General features: G+C 71.1%; 15 protein-coding genes. 5 read left to right on the top strand and 10 right to left on the bottom strand.

The window, feature by feature from the left end:
- Positions 1–42: 42 nt before the first annotated feature.
- The 4 genes from HF577_RS11310 to HF577_RS11295 are packed head-to-tail and all read right to left on the bottom strand — an operon-like array spanning position 43 to position 3,924.
- Complete coding sequence (locus tag HF577_RS11310; protein WP_169395749.1) at positions 43–654, bottom strand: hypothetical protein; 612 nt, start codon at positions 652–654, stop codon at positions 43–45.
- On the bottom strand, positions 651–1,550 hold the full coding sequence (locus tag HF577_RS11305) for a carbohydrate ABC transporter permease (RefSeq protein ID WP_169395748.1): 900 nt from the start codon (positions 1,548–1,550) through the stop codon (positions 651–653). The genes HF577_RS11310 and HF577_RS11305 overlap by 4 nt, the downstream gene beginning before the upstream one ends.
- A complete protein-coding gene (locus HF577_RS11300; protein ID WP_169395747.1) occupies positions 1,550–2,548 on the bottom strand; it encodes a carbohydrate ABC transporter permease in 999 nt (332 codons plus the stop codon). Before HF577_RS11300 ends, HF577_RS11305 begins: the two co-directional genes overlap by 1 nt.
- An 11-nt stretch (positions 2,549–2,559) precedes the next feature.
- The gene (locus HF577_RS11295) at positions 2,560–3,924 is read right to left on the bottom strand and encodes an ABC transporter substrate-binding protein (protein ID WP_169395746.1); all 1,365 of its coding nucleotides are present in this window, start codon (positions 3,922–3,924) and stop codon (positions 2,560–2,562) included.
- A 262-nt stretch (positions 3,925–4,186) separates the two neighbouring features.
- Here HF577_RS11295 and HF577_RS11290 point away from each other — a divergent pair, with 262 nt between their 5' ends.
- On the top strand, positions 4,187–5,533 hold the full coding sequence (locus HF577_RS11290; protein ID WP_169395745.1) for a Gfo/Idh/MocA family protein: 1,347 nt from the start codon (positions 4,187–4,189) through the stop codon (positions 5,531–5,533).
- Positions 5,534–5,546: 13 nt separating this feature from the next.
- Here the strand turns inward: HF577_RS11290 and HF577_RS11285 are convergent, their stop codons facing one another.
- From HF577_RS11285 to HF577_RS11275, 3 genes are all read right to left on the bottom strand, one after another.
- Positions 5,547–6,542: a LacI family DNA-binding transcriptional regulator gene (locus HF577_RS11285; RefSeq protein WP_169395744.1), complete on the bottom strand. Its 996-nt coding sequence runs from the start codon at positions 6,540–6,542 to the stop codon at positions 5,547–5,549.
- A gap of 135 nt (positions 6,543–6,677) precedes the next feature.
- A complete protein-coding gene (gene bfr / locus HF577_RS11280; RefSeq protein ID WP_169395743.1) occupies positions 6,678–7,163 on the bottom strand; it encodes a bacterioferritin in 486 nt (161 codons plus the stop codon).
- A gap of 81 nt (positions 7,164–7,244) precedes the next feature.
- Positions 7,245–7,442, bottom strand: a complete 198-nt coding sequence (locus HF577_RS11275) for a (2Fe-2S)-binding protein (protein ID WP_169395742.1) — start codon at positions 7,440–7,442, stop codon at positions 7,245–7,247.
- A 96-nt stretch (positions 7,443–7,538) separates the two neighbouring features.
- Here HF577_RS11275 and ligD point away from each other — a divergent pair, with 96 nt between their 5' ends.
- From ligD to HF577_RS11255, 4 genes are all read left to right on the top strand, one after another.
- Positions 7,539–9,470, top strand: coding sequence for a non-homologous end-joining DNA ligase (ligD, locus tag HF577_RS39680; protein WP_169395741.1), 1,932 nt, complete (start codon positions 7,539–7,541; stop codon positions 9,468–9,470).
- Between the two features lie 26 nt (positions 9,471–9,496).
- Positions 9,497–10,294, top strand: a complete 798-nt coding sequence (locus HF577_RS11265) for a glycerophosphodiester phosphodiesterase family protein (RefSeq protein ID WP_169395740.1) — start codon at positions 9,497–9,499, stop codon at positions 10,292–10,294.
- Complete coding sequence (locus tag HF577_RS11260) at positions 10,291–11,598, top strand: MFS transporter (RefSeq protein WP_169395739.1); 1,308 nt, start codon at positions 10,291–10,293, stop codon at positions 11,596–11,598. The genes HF577_RS11265 and HF577_RS11260 overlap by 4 nt, the downstream gene beginning before the upstream one ends.
- Positions 11,599–11,896: 298 nt before the next feature.
- On the top strand, positions 11,897–12,241 hold the full coding sequence (locus tag HF577_RS11255) for an RNA polymerase-binding protein RbpA (protein ID WP_169395738.1): 345 nt from the start codon (positions 11,897–11,899) through the stop codon (positions 12,239–12,241).
- A 61-nt stretch (positions 12,242–12,302) separates the two neighbouring features.
- Here the strand turns inward: HF577_RS11255 and HF577_RS11250 are convergent, their stop codons facing one another.
- The 3 genes from HF577_RS11250 to lnt form a co-directional block, all read right to left on the bottom strand.
- On the bottom strand, positions 12,303–12,800 hold the full coding sequence (locus HF577_RS11250; protein WP_169395737.1) for a phosphoribosyltransferase: 498 nt from the start codon (positions 12,798–12,800) through the stop codon (positions 12,303–12,305).
- Complete coding sequence (locus tag HF577_RS11245) at positions 12,797–13,567, bottom strand: polyprenol monophosphomannose synthase (RefSeq protein WP_169395736.1); 771 nt, start codon at positions 13,565–13,567, stop codon at positions 12,797–12,799. Before HF577_RS11245 ends, HF577_RS11250 begins: the two co-directional genes overlap by 4 nt.
- A partial coding sequence (gene lnt / locus HF577_RS11240; protein ID WP_169395735.1) for an apolipoprotein N-acyltransferase occupies positions 13,560–14,963 on the bottom strand: 1,404 nt, incomplete at its 5' end. The genes HF577_RS11245 and lnt, both read right to left, overlap by 8 nt.

The raw sequence follows: 14,963 nt of genomic DNA, 5'->3' as shown, positions 1-14,963 counted from the left end.
CGCGGTGGGCGCCGCGACACTCCACCGCCTCTCCCCCGAGGATCACCGCACGAGGGCCCGGTACACCGCGTGCAGGGCCAGCACCAGCAGCGCCGGTAGCAGGAGCACTGCGCCGGGCAGGAGCACGGCGAGCGTCGCGGCGATCAGTGTGACGCCCAGCGCCGCAGCCCCGGCCCCCGGTGACCGCAGCAACGCCGCCCAGCCACCCGCGAGTGCGCTGCGCCACGAGCCACCGCCGGCGAGCAGCGGCACCGCGAGCAGCACCACCGCGAGCAGGCAGCCGGTGGCCACGAGCAGCGCCACGAGCGCCACGCTCCCCCCGGGGACCTCACCGCTCGCCAGCCAGCGCACCTGGCGGACGACCACGAGGGCCGCCGCTCCCCCGGCCACCGCGACCGCCGCACCGGGCAGCAGCCGCCGCAGCAGCTCGGCGCCCATGTCGCGCCACGGCGGCAGGTCGTCGTGGTCGATCCAGTGCCCCACCGCCGACGACAGCACCGCGACCACCGCCCCGACCGTCAGCAGCGGCAGGCAGAGCACGGCCGCCACGATGCCGAGCAGGCACAGCTCCGAGACGCGACGCAGCTGCTCCTTCCACCCGCGCCCGGACCCCGTCGGCTCCGGGACCCGTCGCCGCAGCAGGCCACCAGTCATCCCTTGATCCCGCTCGTGTTGATCCCGTCCACGATCAACCGCTGGAAGAACAGGAAGAACAGGAACACCGGCACGAGGGAGAGGACCGACATCGCGAACATCGGGCCGACCGCATTCTGTCCGCTGGAATCGAGGAACAGCCGCAGGCCGATCGGGACCGTGTAGCTGGAGAGGTCGTTGAGGTAGACGAGCTGGGAGAAGAAGTCGTTCCAGGTCTGGATGAACGAGAAGACCGCGGTGGTGACCAGGGCAGGCTTCGTGAGCGGCAGCACGACGTGGAAGAACCGCCGGTAGGGCCCGCAGCCGTCGATCTCGGCGGCCTCGTCGAGCGTGCGCGGGATCCCCCGCATGAACTGCACCATCAGGAACACGAAGAACGCGTCCGTGGCCACGAACTTCGGCACGACCAGCGGCAGGGGCGTGTTGATCCAGCCCAAGTAGTTGAACAGCACGTACTGCGGCACGATCAGCACGTGGTGCGGCAGCAGCAGCGTGCCGATCATGAGCGCGAACCACATGCCGCGCAGGGGGAAGCGCAGCCGGGCGAACGCGAACGCGGCGAGTGCGCAGGACACCACGTTGCCGACCACCACACCCGTGGAGATGACGGCGCTGTTGAGGAAGAACCGGCCGAAGCTGACGCCGGGGATCCCCGCCCACCCCTCGCTGTAGTTGCCCGGGGTGAACTCCCGCGGCCAGATGTCGAGGTTGTTGAAGATCTCCTGGGGCGACTTGAACGACGTGCCGATCATGTAGGCGATCGGGTAGAGCGCGACGACCAGCAGGCCCACCAGCAGCACGTGCGCCGCGGTGCCGTCGTACCAGCGCCGCTGACCGGCAGGTGGAGGTGCCTGCTGTTCCGGCGCGGGTGGGGCGAGGACGGTCGGAACGGCCATCAGCGCTCCCCCTCGTCGGCGTAGTGGACCCACAGGGAGCCGCTGCGGAACACGAGCGCGGTCACCAGGCCCAGCGCCACCAGGAAGACCCAGGCCATCGCCGAGGCGTAGCCCATCTGGAAGTCGCCGAAGCCGCGCAGGTAGAGGTAGAGCGTGTAGAGCAGGGTCGAGTCGGCCGGTCCGCCGGTCCCGCCGCTGATCACGAACGCCGCCGTGAAGCCCTGGAAGCCGGCGATGGTCTCCAGGACGAGGTTGAAGAACAGCACGGGTGAGAGCAACGGCAGCGTGACGTGCCAGAACTGCTTGGCGCGGCCGGCGCCGTCGAGCGAGGCGGCCTCGTACATCTCCACCGGGATCTGCTTGAGCCCGGCGAGGAAGATCACCATCGGCGCCCCGAACTGCCAGGCGGCGAGCAGCACGAGCGTGCCCAGCGCGGTGGACGGGTTGGTGATCCAGCTGCGGCCCTCGATGCCGAAGAACCCGAGCACCTCGTTGATCGCGCCCTGTCCCCCGAACAGCGTCTGCCACGCGATGGCGATCGCGACGCTGCCGCCGAGCAGTGAGGGCACGTAGTACAGCGAGCGGTAGAGGCCGACACCGCGCCGGTTGCGGTAGAGCAGCAGCGCCACTCCGAGCGCCACCGCGAGCTTCAAGGGAACCGAGACCGCACCGAACAGCAGGGTGGCACCCACCGCGTGCCAGAACTTCGGGTCGTCGGTGAACATCCGGACGTAGTTGTCGACGCCGACCCAGTCGGGGTCCTGCAGGAGGTCGTAGTCGGTGAAGCTCAGGTAGAGCGAGTAGAGCATCGGCAGCAGGGTGATGCCGAACAGGCCCAGCAACCACGGCGAGAGGAAGACGTATCCGGCGACGGCCTCCCGCCTGCGGTCCCGGCGGACCCCGGCCGCCGGTGGGCCGGTCTCCGATCGCCGGGCCACGGTCGCCCCCGTGGGCCCGCTCGCCGTCGGCCCGGTCGCCGTCGTCACTGTGTCCTTCATCGACGTTCCCGTCAGCTGCTCGCGCGCTCGAGGGCGGACGTCGTCTGGGAGAAGAACTCCGCGGCGGAGTCGCTCGTCGACTGGCGCCCGAAGCCCGCGTTCTCCGCGGCGGAGATGAGCAGCTGGACGATCTGCGAGTCACCCTGGGCGGGCACGGGCGGTGTGTCCCCGGCCTGGCTGGTCACCCGGTCGTCATAGGCGGCCACGTACTTCAGCTGCTCGCTGAAGCTCGGGAGGATCGCCGCGCTGACCTGGTCGTTGGGCGGCAGGCCCCGTTCGGTTCCCAGGATCGCCCCGGCCTCCGGGTCGTTGACGAAGAAGTTGATCACGTCGACGGCGGTGGCGACGTTCTTGCCGCCTGCGTAGGCGGTGAAGAACTGCGACGGGCGCGCGTAGGCGCCTTCGGCCGGACCGGGCAGCGGCACGAGCATCAGCTTGTGGTCGGTGGCCTTGGCGAGCTCGGTCAGCTGGTTGTCGTAGGAGAAGGTCGCCACGGTCTGCTTGGTGGCCACGGTGTTCTTGGAGATGTCACCGGCGTTGGCCGGCTGGGCGACCTCGGCGGGTGAGGCCGCGCCGCTGTCGCGCAGCTTCGCCCACAGGTCGAGCCACGCCGTGGCGTCGGCGGCGGTGAAACCGGGCTTCTGACCGTCGTAGAGCTCCTTGCCGTTCTGCCGCAGCCAGTACTCGAAGGCGCTGAGGTTCGCGCTCTCGTCACGCGTGCCCCACACCTTGCCGCCGGTGGCCGTGGTGACCTGCGCCGCCCAGGTCCCGAACTCGTCCCAGCTCGCCCAGCCCGTCTCCGGGGGGACCAGGCCGAGCGGCTCGATCACCGTGGTGTCGACGGCGAGAGCCTGGGTGTTGGAGGCCAGCGGCAGCGCGTAGAGCTTGTCGTCGACCTTGCCGGTGCCCAGCAGCTTCGGGTCGATCTGGTCGACCTTCAGCGTCTTGCCTGCCCAGGGGTTCAGGTCGGCGATGAGGCCCTTGTTCGCGTACTCGCGCAGCGCCCGGTTGTCGATCTGGATGATGTCCGGCGCGTTCCGGCCGGCAGCAGAGGTGTTGATCTTGTCGTAGTAACCGGAGTAGCCCTGCCACTGGGTGGTGAAGCTGACGTTGGGGTGGGACTTCTTGTAGAGCTCCAGCACCTTCTCCGTGTTCTCGGCGCGGGCCGGGCCGCCCCACCACGCCACCGAGAGCTGCACGGGGCTGTCGGTGGTGGGGGCCGCACCGGGCTCCTGGTCCCCTGCCGAGCCGCCGCCGCAGGCCGCCGTGGCGAGGAGCGCCAGCGTGGCGGTGGCCGCCAGCACCTGCCGCAGCCCTCGCCGACGCGAAGCCGGTAGCACGGGCGGCGCGAGACGGCGCCTGCCGGAGATGGTCATGAGGGAGCTCCTTCGGTCTCTCACTGCCCTGCCGCGCCGGTGTGTGCCGGGACACACGCGCGCGACGCCCATTAGGTCAGGGGCTGCGGGCGTGGTCAATGGCTCTTGCGGAAATTTTCACGCATTTGCATCATGACGTCATCACCATCTGGGAAGCCTCGCTGCGAACCGCGCGAGGGACGGGATGCCGCTCGACCCGAGCAGCGGCTACAAGCGTTTGCACTCCCGTACCCGGCCACCGGAACCCGACGGCAGGAGCTCCATGAGCACCAGCGCAGCCACGCCCTCCTCCCCCTCCCGCACCCGCTACGCGATCGTCGGCCTCGGCAGCCGCGCGCAGATGTTCGTCCGCGCGCTCGCGAGCACGCACGCCGACCACGCCGAGCTCGTCGCGTTCTGCGACGTGAACCGCACGCGCATGGAGGTGCACAACCGCGCCGTCCGCGAGTTCGGGCAGGCGCCCGTGCCGACCTACCGGCCCGAGGACTTCGTGGCGATGCTCGAACGGGAGCGGGTCGACGCGGTCATCGTCACCACGATCGACCGCACCCACGACGAGTACATCGTGGCGGCGCTGCACGCCGGCTGCGACGTCGTCACCGAGAAGCCGATGACCACCGACGCCGAGCGGTGCCGGCGCATCCTCGCCGCCCAGGCCGAGACGGGTCGCACGGTGACCGTCACCTTCAACTACCGCTACAACCCCGTGCACGCCAGGGTGCGGGAGGTACTCGCGGGCGGGGCGATCGGCGAGGTCGGGTCGGTGCACTTCGAGTGGCTGCTCGACACCCGCCACGGCGCCGACTACTTCCGCCGCTGGCACCGGGACAAGGCCAACTCCGGCGGCCTCATGGTGCACAAGGCCACCCACCACTTCGACCTCGTCAACTGGTGGATCGCCTCGTCGCCCGAGGTCGTGTTCGGGTTCGGGAAACTGTTCTTCTACGGCTCCGGCAACGGCACCGCCCGCGGCCTGGCCCGCCCCTACGGACGGGCCCATGCTGCCGGGTCGGCGAGCGGCGACCCGTTCGCGCTGGACATGGCCGGCTCTCCCACGCTCAAGGCGCTCTACCTCGACGCCGAGCACGAGGACGGCTACCACCGCGACCAGAACGTCTTCGGGGACGGCATCACCATCGAGGACGACATGACCGTCGCGGTGCGCTACCGCAGCGGCGCGACGATGAGCTACCACCTCACGGCCTACTCGCCGTGGGAGGGCTACCACGTGGCGTTCAACGGCAGCGAGGGCCGCCTGGAACTGGACGTCGTGGAGAACTCGTTCGTCGACGCGGGTACGGCCGGGACAGCGCCGGGCGAGGCCCTGCACGGGGTGGCGGCAGCACCGGAGCACTCGTCCACGCTCACGCTGCGGCGGCACTGGGAGAAGCCGGTGGAGCTGGACCTGCCCGATGCCACCGGTGAGGGGCACGGCGGCGGGGACGCGCGGATGCTCGCCGAGATCTTCGGTGGCGAGCGCACCGCCGACCCGCTGGGTCGCGCCTCCACCCACCGCGACGGGGCGTTGTCGCTGCTCACCGGGCTCGCGGCCAACCGCTCCTTCGAGACCGGCCTGCCGGTTGCGGTGGACGACATCCTGTCGCTCTGACCGGCAGGCGGGATCAGCGCGTGGCCACCGGGACCGGCATCCGCGGCGCCGTGGTCGAGCGGACGATCAGCTGGGTGGGCAGCCAGCGTTGCAGCTGCGGGCCGGGCTGCTGCTCGTCGAGCAGCAGGTCCACAGCGGTGCGCCCGGCTGCTTCCATCGGCATCCGCACGGTGGTGAGGGGCTGGGTGGTCATCGACGACATCTCGATGTCGTCGAACCCCACCACGCTCATCTCCTCCGGCACGGAGACCCCGCGGGCGGCGAGCCGGTTCAGCACTCCGATGGCCATGAGGTCGTTGAAGGCCAGCACGGCCGTGACTCCGCGGGCGAGTGCGAGGTCGGTGGCCTGGATGCCGCCCTGGAACGTCGGGGGGAACGGCCCGAGCTCCACGGCCTCGACGTCGCAGGCGGGGGCGGCCGCCCGCAGGCCGCGCAGCCGGTGCTCGCCTGCCCAGGAGGAGGCCGGACCGGACAGGTGCGCGATGCGCCGGTGCCCGAGCGCGCCGAGGTGCTCCACCGCCTGCCGGACGCCGTCCGCGCTGTCCATGAGCACGGCGGGCAGGCCGGAGTCGGCGCGGTTGAGCAGCACCAGCGGCGCGATCCCGACCAGGCGGTCGAGCTGCGCGGAGTCCTCCCGTGGCGAGCACAGGACGATGCCGTCCACCTGCTTGGCCATCGCCCCCACGACCTCGGCCTCGACGCGCGGGTCCTCGGCGGCGTCGGCCAGGAAGACGACGTGGCGCGCCTCCCGGGCCCTGGCCGCGCAGCCCTTGAGGACGGCGGAGAAGAACGGGTTGGCGACGTCGGGGACGACGACGCCGATGTTGCCGGTGCGGCCCGTCACGAGGCCGCGGGCGGCCCGGTTGGGCTGGTAGCCGAGCTCCTCGGCCACCTGCAGCACCTTCCGGCGCGTCTGCGGGTGCACCATCTCGGGCACGGTGAACGCCCGGGACACGGTGGACACCGAGACCTCGGCAGCCCGGGCCACATGGTGGATGGTGACCGCCATCAGATCGTCGCCGCCACGGCCGCTCCCGTCATCGCTGACCAACTCTGCAAACCGTTTCAGACACTGTCAAGCAGAACCGGCCGGTCGGGTGGTCGCGTCGGGGTCGGGTGTCCGGGAGGTGCGGGAATCCGGACCTCAGCCCGGGGTGGGCGGCTGGTCGACGAGCTGGGCGAGGTAGAGCTGCTCACCGAGCCGGTCCATCAGCTCGAGGTTCGTCTCGATGTAGTCGATGTGGTGCTCCTCGTCGGCGAGGATCTCCTCGAAGATGTTGGCCGTGGTGATGTCCTGCTTCTCCCGGCACATCGTGATCCCCGGGCGCAGGCGCTCCACCACCTCGAGCTCGATCGCGAGGTCGGACTGGAGCTGCTCGCGCACGGTCTGGCCGATCCGCAGGGTCGACAGGCGCTGGTAGTTCGGCAGCCCCTCGAGGAACAGGATGCGGTCGGTGATCTTCTCCGCATGCCGCATCTCGTCGATGGACTCAGCGCGCGTGTAGGCGGCGAGCTTGGTGAGGCCCCAGTTCTGCTGCATTTTCGCATGCAGGAAGTACTGGTTGATCGCAGTGAGCTCGCTGGTGAGCTGGTCGTTGAGCAGAGCAATGATCTCGGGGTCGCCACGCATGCAGCGACGGTAGCTCCGCTCCCCGATCGTGGCGAACGCAGCACCGCCTTTGTGCAGGTCAGGACAGCCTCAGTACGCCTGTCAGGCGGAGACGGGGAGACCTGCCAGCTCCGAGGGAGCGTGTGCCGCGGCGAGGAAGACGTCGATGTGATCGTGGCACGACCCGCACCCGGTGCCGGCACCGCATGCATCGCCGATGTCCTCGACGCTGCGAGCGCCGCTTGCGATGCAGGACCGGATCACAGTGTCGGGTACCGCCTCGCAGATGCAGACGTACACAGGCACTCCTTCGTTCAGGTAAGGCTATGCTTGCAGCGCCGAGGCGACCGGCGCAAGAGGCAATCCGATGGCGGGCGAAAGCCCTAATCTGACGCTGTGTCGCTGGACGAGTACCGCCGCAAACGCGACGTACGGCGCACCCCGGAGCCGGTGCCGGCCGGCGATCCGCAGCCCGGTCCGGGCCACCGCTTCGTCATCCAGGAGCACCACGCCAGGCGGTTGCACTGGGACGTCCGCCTGGAACGCGACGGCGTGCTCGCGTCCTGGGCCGTGCCGAAGGGCCTACCCACCGACCCGGACACCGTCCGGCTCGCGGTGCGCACCGAGGATCATCCGATCGAGTACCTGGAGTTCTCCGGGGAGATCCCGGCAGGCGAGTACGGCGGCGGCGCGATGACGATCTGGGACGCCGGCACGTACGAGACCGAGAAGTGGAACCCGCGGGAGGTCATCGTCCGGCTGCGGGGCGACCGGGCGACCGGCCGGTTCGTGTTCATCCGCACCGAGCGTGGCAGCGGGAGGGACACCGGGAAGGACAACTGGTTGCTGCGCCGCTCCGGCCCCGCCCCCGGGCGCGAGCCACTCCCCCGGGACGTCCTGCCGATGCTCGCGACGCCCGGTCCGCTCCCCCGGGCCGGCGACGACCGCGACCTGTGGTGGCAGGTCGGGTTCGGCGGGCGCCGCGTGCTGGTGCGCGTCGAGGGCGGCCGCGCCACGATCACCGACGAGCACGGCGCAGAACTGTCGGTGCCGCGGCTGCGTGACCTGGGGCCCTCGCTGGGCGCCACGCAGGTGCTGCTCGATGGCGAGCTGGCCGGACCGACGGACCGGCCCGAGCTGTGGATCGGCGACCTGCTGCATCTCGACGGGCACGACGCGTGCCCGCTGCCGTTCCAGGAGCGGCGGTCGCTGCTCGAAGGGCTCCCGCTCGACGGGCCGCACTGGAAGCTCGCGCCCGTGTTCCACGGCGGCGGCGCGGAGGTCGTCGCCGCGGCCGCGCAGCAGGGCCTCCCGTCGGTGGTGGCCAAGGACGCCGGCTCCCCGTACGAGCCGGGGCGGCGCAGCGCGCACTGGCTGGAGGTGAGCACGGGGCCCGAACCCGCGCGAACGCGCCGGCAGCCACGCCACGACGGCGGGGTCACCCGGGTGGGACGGGCGAGGCTCACCAACCCGCAGAAGGTGCTCTATCCACTCACCGGCACCACCAAGGCCGACGTACTGAACCACTACCTGGCCGTCGCCGACGTGATGCTCCCGCACCTGCGCGACCGGGCGGTCACGCTCGTGCGCTGGCCGGACGGGGTGGAGAAGCCGTCGTTCTTCGAGAAGAACGTGTCGCGCCACGCGCCGGAGTGGATCCGCACGGCGCGGGTCGGCACCCCGGGCGGCCGCTCGGAGAAGGCCGACTTCCCGCTGATCGACGACGCCGAGGGGCTGGCGTGGGCGGCGAACCTCGCCGCGCTCGAACTCCACGTCCCGCAGTGGCGGCTCGGTCCGCGCGGTGGGCACCAGCCCCCGGACCTGGTCGTGTTCGACCTCGACCCGGGCGAGGGCACAACCGTGGTCGACTGCGCGCGGGTCGCGGAACGCATCGCCGACCGGCTGGCCGCCGACGACCTCGTGGCCTACCCCCGCACCAGCGGGGGCAAGGGGATGCAGCTGTACCTGCCGGTCACGGTCACCCGGGCGGAGCAGACCTCGGAGTTCGCCAAGGCACTCGCCGAGGAGCTCGCCCGGGAGACCCCCGGCCGGGTCACCGACGTGATGGCCAAGGCCCGTCGCCGCGGCAAGGTGTTCGTCGACTGGAGCCAGAACAACCCCCACAAGACCACGATCGCGAGCTACTCGCTGCGCGGCCGGGCCCGTCCCACCGTCGCGACCCCCGTGACCTGGGAGGAGGTGCGAGCCTGCCGGCGTCCTGAGGACCTCGTGTTCACCGCCGACGACCTGCCCGCCCGCATCGCCGAGCACGGCGACCTGCTCGCGCCGCTGTTCACCTTGCGGCAACGCCTGCCCCGTCGCGGGTGATCGACGACGACTGGCAGGCTCCTCGCGTGGATCGCCACCCCTACCTCGACGGCCCGTACCCCCGGGCGTATGCGCACCGCGGCTGGCACACGGGTGAGCTCGCGGGATGCGAGAACACGCTCGCCGCGTTCCACCGGGCCGTCGACGAGGGTTTCAGCTACCTCGAGATGGACGTGCACGCGAGCGCGGACGGCGTGCCCGTCGTCCATCACGACCCCACCCTGGACCGCACCACCGACGGCGTCGGGCCGATCGGCGCGCTGCCGGCGTCGGCGATCACCCGGGTACGGGTCAACGGCCGCGAACCGATCCCGCTGCTCGAGCAGGTGCTCACCGAGCTGCCCGACACCCGGATCACGGTCGAGCTGAAGTCCCACGCGGTCGTCGGGCCGGTCCTCGCCGTGCTCGACCGCACCGACAGCTGGCACCGCGTGTGCCTCGGCAGCTACCACGACGGGCGGCTGGCCCGAGCCAGGAGCATGGGCGGTTCCCGGTTGTACACCTCGCTCGCCCAGGTCTCGGCGTTCGGGCTGCGCGCCCGCGCCTGGCTCGACGACCTGCCCCGACCGCTGTCGTGGCTGCCCGCCCCGGCCGTCACGGGCAACCTCGCGCAGCTGCCCCCTCGCTTCCGCGGCCTGACCGTGGTGGACGCCGCGCTTCTGCGCACGGCGCACGACAGCGGGCGCGAGGTCCATGTCTGGACGGTGGACGATCCGGCCGAGATGACCGCGCTGCTCGACCTGGGGGTCGACGGCCTGCTCTCCGACCGGCCCGACCTGCTGCGCGACGTCCTGGCATCCCGAGGCGTCTGGGAGGCGTCATGACCACCACTCCCCCCGCCCCCGCGCTACCCGCCACCCGGGGCCAGATCGTGGCCTGGGGCCTGTGGGACTGGGGATCCTCGGCGTACAACGCGGTGATCCTGACGTTCGTCTTCTCCGTGTACCTCACCGACGCCGTGGGCTCCGATCTGCCCGGCGACGTCAACGCGAACAGCTGGCTCGGCTACTCGATCGGCGCGGCCGGCCTGCTCATCGCGCTGATGGCCCCGGTGATCGGGCGCAGCGCCGACACCGCGGGGCACCGCAAGCTCTCGGTGGGGGTCTGGACGGCGCTGACGGTGGCCACGGTGGCCGCCCTCTTCCTCGTCCAGGACGACTACCACTACCTGTGGCTGGGCCTGCTGCTCCTCGGGCTCGGCTCGATCTTCTTCGAGCTCGCCTCGGTGTCCTACAACGCGATGCTCACGCAGGTCTCCACGCCGTCGACGATCGGACGCGTGTCCGCGTTCGGCTGGTCGATGGGCTACCTGGGCGGGATCGTCCTGCTGCTGGTCGTCTACATCGGCTTCATCAGCGGCGACGGCGGCGTCCTCGGCGTCCCCACCGAGAACGGCTTCAACATCCGCCTGGTCGCACTGGTTGCGGCCGGCTGGTTCCTCGTGTTCGCGATCCCGATGTTCTACGCCGTGCCCGAGTCGCCGGCGCGGACGCAGCAGGCGCCCCGGCTGGGCATCATCGGCTCCTACCGGGCCCTGTTCCACGACCTGCGCGACCTCTACCGCACCAGCCCGCACACCGTGTACTTCCTCGCGGCGAGCGCCCTGTTCCGCGACGGCCTCGCCGCCATCTTCACCTTCGGCGCGGTGCTGGCCGTCACCGTCTACGGGATCGGGGCGGGCGATGTGCTCATCTTCGGCGTCGCGGCCAACGTCGTCTCCGCGGTCGGCGCGCTGGCCGCCGGACGGATCGACGACCGCACCGGGCCGAAGGCCGTGATCATGGGCTCGCTCGCAGGCATGCTGGCGGTCGGCATCGTCCTGCTGTTCGTGTCGGGTCCGACGATGTTCTGGATCTTCGGGCTGCTGCTCACACTGTTCGTCGGGCCCGCGCAGTCGTCCTCGCGCACCTACCTGGCCCGGCTCGCCCCAACCGGCCAGGAGGGGCAGCTTTTCGGCCTCTACGCCACCACCGGGCGCGCGGTCTCGTTTCTCGCCCCCACTCTGGTGGGTCTGTTCACCTACCTGTTCGGGTCGGACCGCGCCGGGATCGTCGGCATCCTGCTGGTGCTCGGCGTCGGACTGCTGGCGCTGTGGCCGGTGCGACCGCCGGCCACGACCACCGTCTGACCAGGCGGAACGGGCGCCAGCACGACTTCCGGTAACGAGCAACCGGTCGTCGTGTGAACACCTCGTCAACACCGGTGACATAAGTCACAGTTGGCTGACACGTCACAGTTGCGTGTGTAGCGGCCCGCTATCGGGGACACTCATCGGTCGGGGCGCGAAACGTCTGGTGTCTGTCATGCGACAACGACACCTGAAGAGACCGCTCCGATGGCGGGAACAGACGGCTGCTCCGCAGACGTTACACCCGGTGGAAATGCCTGAGGGAGGCTCCCTCGGGCCGTGAACGGGAGGATGACGCATGGCCGACCGCGTGCTCCGTGGCAGCCGGCTCGGGGCTGTCAGCTACGAGACCGACCGCAACCACGACCTCGCACCGCGGCAGTCGATGCGCTACGCGTGCCCGCGGGGGCACGACTTCGAAGTGCCCTTCGCCAACGACGCGGAGGCACCGGCAACGTGGGAGTGCCGACTCCACGGCAGCATCTCGAGGCTCGTCGACGGCAACGAGCCCGAGCAGAAGAAGGTCAAGCCTCCGCGCACCCACTGGGACATGCTGCTCGAGCGCCGGTCGGTGGCCGAGCTGGAGGTGCTGCTCAACGAGCGCCTCGAACTGCTGGCCGAGCGCCGTCGCGAGATCGCCTGACCGCACGTCCTCGAAGCCGGGTCGCCCATCGGGTGGCCCGGCTTCGTCGTGTGCGGTGCCGCTACTGCCCGACGGCCCCGGCCGCGCGCCGGACCACCGGGGGCTGCGTCGACCACGGGAAGTTGATCCACCGCTCGGTGCGCTTCCACACGTACTCGCACGACACCGTGCTCTGCGGCTTCTCGTACACCACGGCGCAGCGCACGTCCGCCACGTGCCCGGCGCAGAAGTCGCGCACGAGCTTCAGGGTGGCGCCGGTGTCGGCCACGTCGTCGGCCACGAGCACGTTCGACCCGGACAGGTCCACCACGTTGGGCACCGGCGGCAGCAGGATCGGCACGGGCAGCCGCTCGTTCACCCCCGTGTAGAACTCGACGTTGGCCAGGTGCAGGTTCTTGACGTCGAGGGCGTAGCCCAGCGCACCCGCCACGAACAGCCCGCCCCGCGCGATCGACAGGATGATGTCGGGCTCGTAGCCGTCGGCCGCGACCATCTCGGCCAGCTCCCGCGAGGCTGTGCCGAACCGCTCCCAGCTCAGCACCTCACGAGCATCACTCACGCCCGCACCGCGCCGTCGCTCACCGCGTCGTCGCGCCCCGGGGAACGGTGCAGGAGCCGGTTGGCCCCCCAGCACGTCACACGCCAGAACGCCTCGGCCACGATGGCGCCGCTCATCTTGGACACCCCGCGCTCGCGTTCGGTGAAGGTGATGGGCACCTCGCGCACCCGGAACCCGGCCTGCATCGCCCGCCACGCCATGTCGACCTGGAAGCAGTAGCCCTGCGACGACACCTCGTCGAGGTCCAGCTCCTCCAGCACCTGGCGACGGAACACGCGGTACCCGCCGGTGATGTCCTGCAGCGAGACGCCCAGCGCGAGGCGCGAGTACAGGTTGCCCCCGCGGGAGAGCCACTCCCGGTGCGCCGGCCAGTTGGACACCGCCCCACCGGCGACGTAGCGCGAACCCAGCACCACGTCGGCGTCGTCCAGGGCCGCCAGCAGGGCCGGGAGATCCTCCGGTGCGTGCGAGCCGTCGGCGTCCATCTCGACGACCACCTGGTACTCGCCCTGCAGCGCGACGCCGAACCCGGCGAGGTAGGCGGCGCCCAGCCCGGCCTTGCCCTCGCGGTGCAGCACCCGGATCCGCGGGTCCTCGGCGGCCAGCTTGTCGGCGAGCTCACCGGTGCCGTCCGGGCTCGCGTCGTCCACCACGAGGACGTGGGCCGTCGGCACGGCGGCGTGGAGCCGCGACAGCACCGGCTCCAGGTTGTCCCGCTCCTCGTAGGTCGGGATCACCACCAGCACCGGAACCGTCGGCTCAGCCATTCTCGTCCTTCCCCGCACGCGTGCCCGCTCGACGCCGAGTCACGAACCCGACACCGACCGCCACCACTCCCAACGCGACCAGGACCCACTCGGGTACGGCCCGCAATCGAGTAGCCAGCGTAGTGGTGTCCTTGAGGGTGGTTCGATCGACCAGTACGTCGGGGGTGAACTGCCGGGTGCTGGCCGTGACGGTGCCGTCGGGAGCGATCGTGGCGCTCACCCCGCTCGTGGTGGCCACGATCACCGGACGGTCGTGCTCCACGGCCCGGATCCGCGAGATGGCCAGCTGCTGGTAGGTCATCTCCGTCAGCCCGAAGGTGGCGTTGTTGCTCGGCACGGCGAGCACGGTGGCACCCGCGTCGACGCTGTCGTCCACCAGGTCGTCGAACGCGATCTCCCAGCAGATCGCGACCCCGACGCGCACGCCCGCCATGTCGACCGCCCCCGGCCCGTCGCCCGGCACGAAGTTCCCGGCCCGGTCGACGTAGGAGGAGAAGTGCCGCCAGAAGTTGCGCCACGGGATGTACTCGCCGAAGGGCTGCACCTTGCGCTTGTCGTTGCGCTCGACCACTCCGACGCCGGCCTGCCAGACGAGCGCGGAGTTGCTGGTGGTGACCCCGTCCGGGTTGCGCAGAACCGCGCCGACCAGGATCGGGGCCTTGATGGCGGCGGCGGCCCTGTCGATCTGGGCGGCCGCGTCGGGGTTCTGCAGTGGGTCGATGTCGCTGGAGTTCTCCGGCCAGATCACCAGATCGGGCTGCGGCTTCCGGCCGGCCGCGACGTCGGCGGCGAGCTGCTCGGTGACCTTGACGTGGTTGTCGAGCACGGCGCGCCGCTGGGAGTTGAAGTCCAGGCCGAGCCGGGGCACGTTCCCCTGGATGGCCGCGATCGTGACCGTCCGGTCCGGTGCCCCGGGAGTGACGGGCACCAGCGCGGCCAGCGGGCCGGCCACGAGCGTGAGCACGACGATCGCGGCGGGCCCGACGAGCTCGCCGGGCGAGCGGCGCAGCTCCCCCCGGCGCAGGACGAGCCTGCGCACCAGCTCGCCGAGCGCCAGCCCCGCCAGCGCGGTGGCGAAGGCCAGCAACGGCTCCCCGCCGATCGCGGCCAGCGGCAGCAGCGGCCCGTCGGGCTGCCCGAAGCCGATCTTTCCCCACGGCATCCCGCCGAACGGCACCCTGGCCCGCAGCGCCTCGCCGCCGATCCACACCGCTGCCGCCCAGAGCGGCGCAGCGGGAAGCCGGGACACCAGCGCCATCCCGGACCCGGCCAGCCCGATGAAGAGCGCCTCGAACACGCACAGCGCCACCCAGGGCAGCGGTCCGACGAGCGTGCCGATCCACGTGAGCAGCGGCAGCAGGAACCCGAGCGCGAACACGAAGCCCCACCCGAACCC

The sequence above is a fragment of the Pseudonocardia xinjiangensis genome, assembly GCF_012911925.1.
GTDB classification, from domain to species: Bacteria; Actinomycetota; Actinomycetes; order Mycobacteriales; family Pseudonocardiaceae; genus Pseudonocardia; species Pseudonocardia xinjiangensis.
Note: the sequence above shows the minus strand (reverse complement) of the source record. Positions and strands in the feature narration are given on the sequence as shown.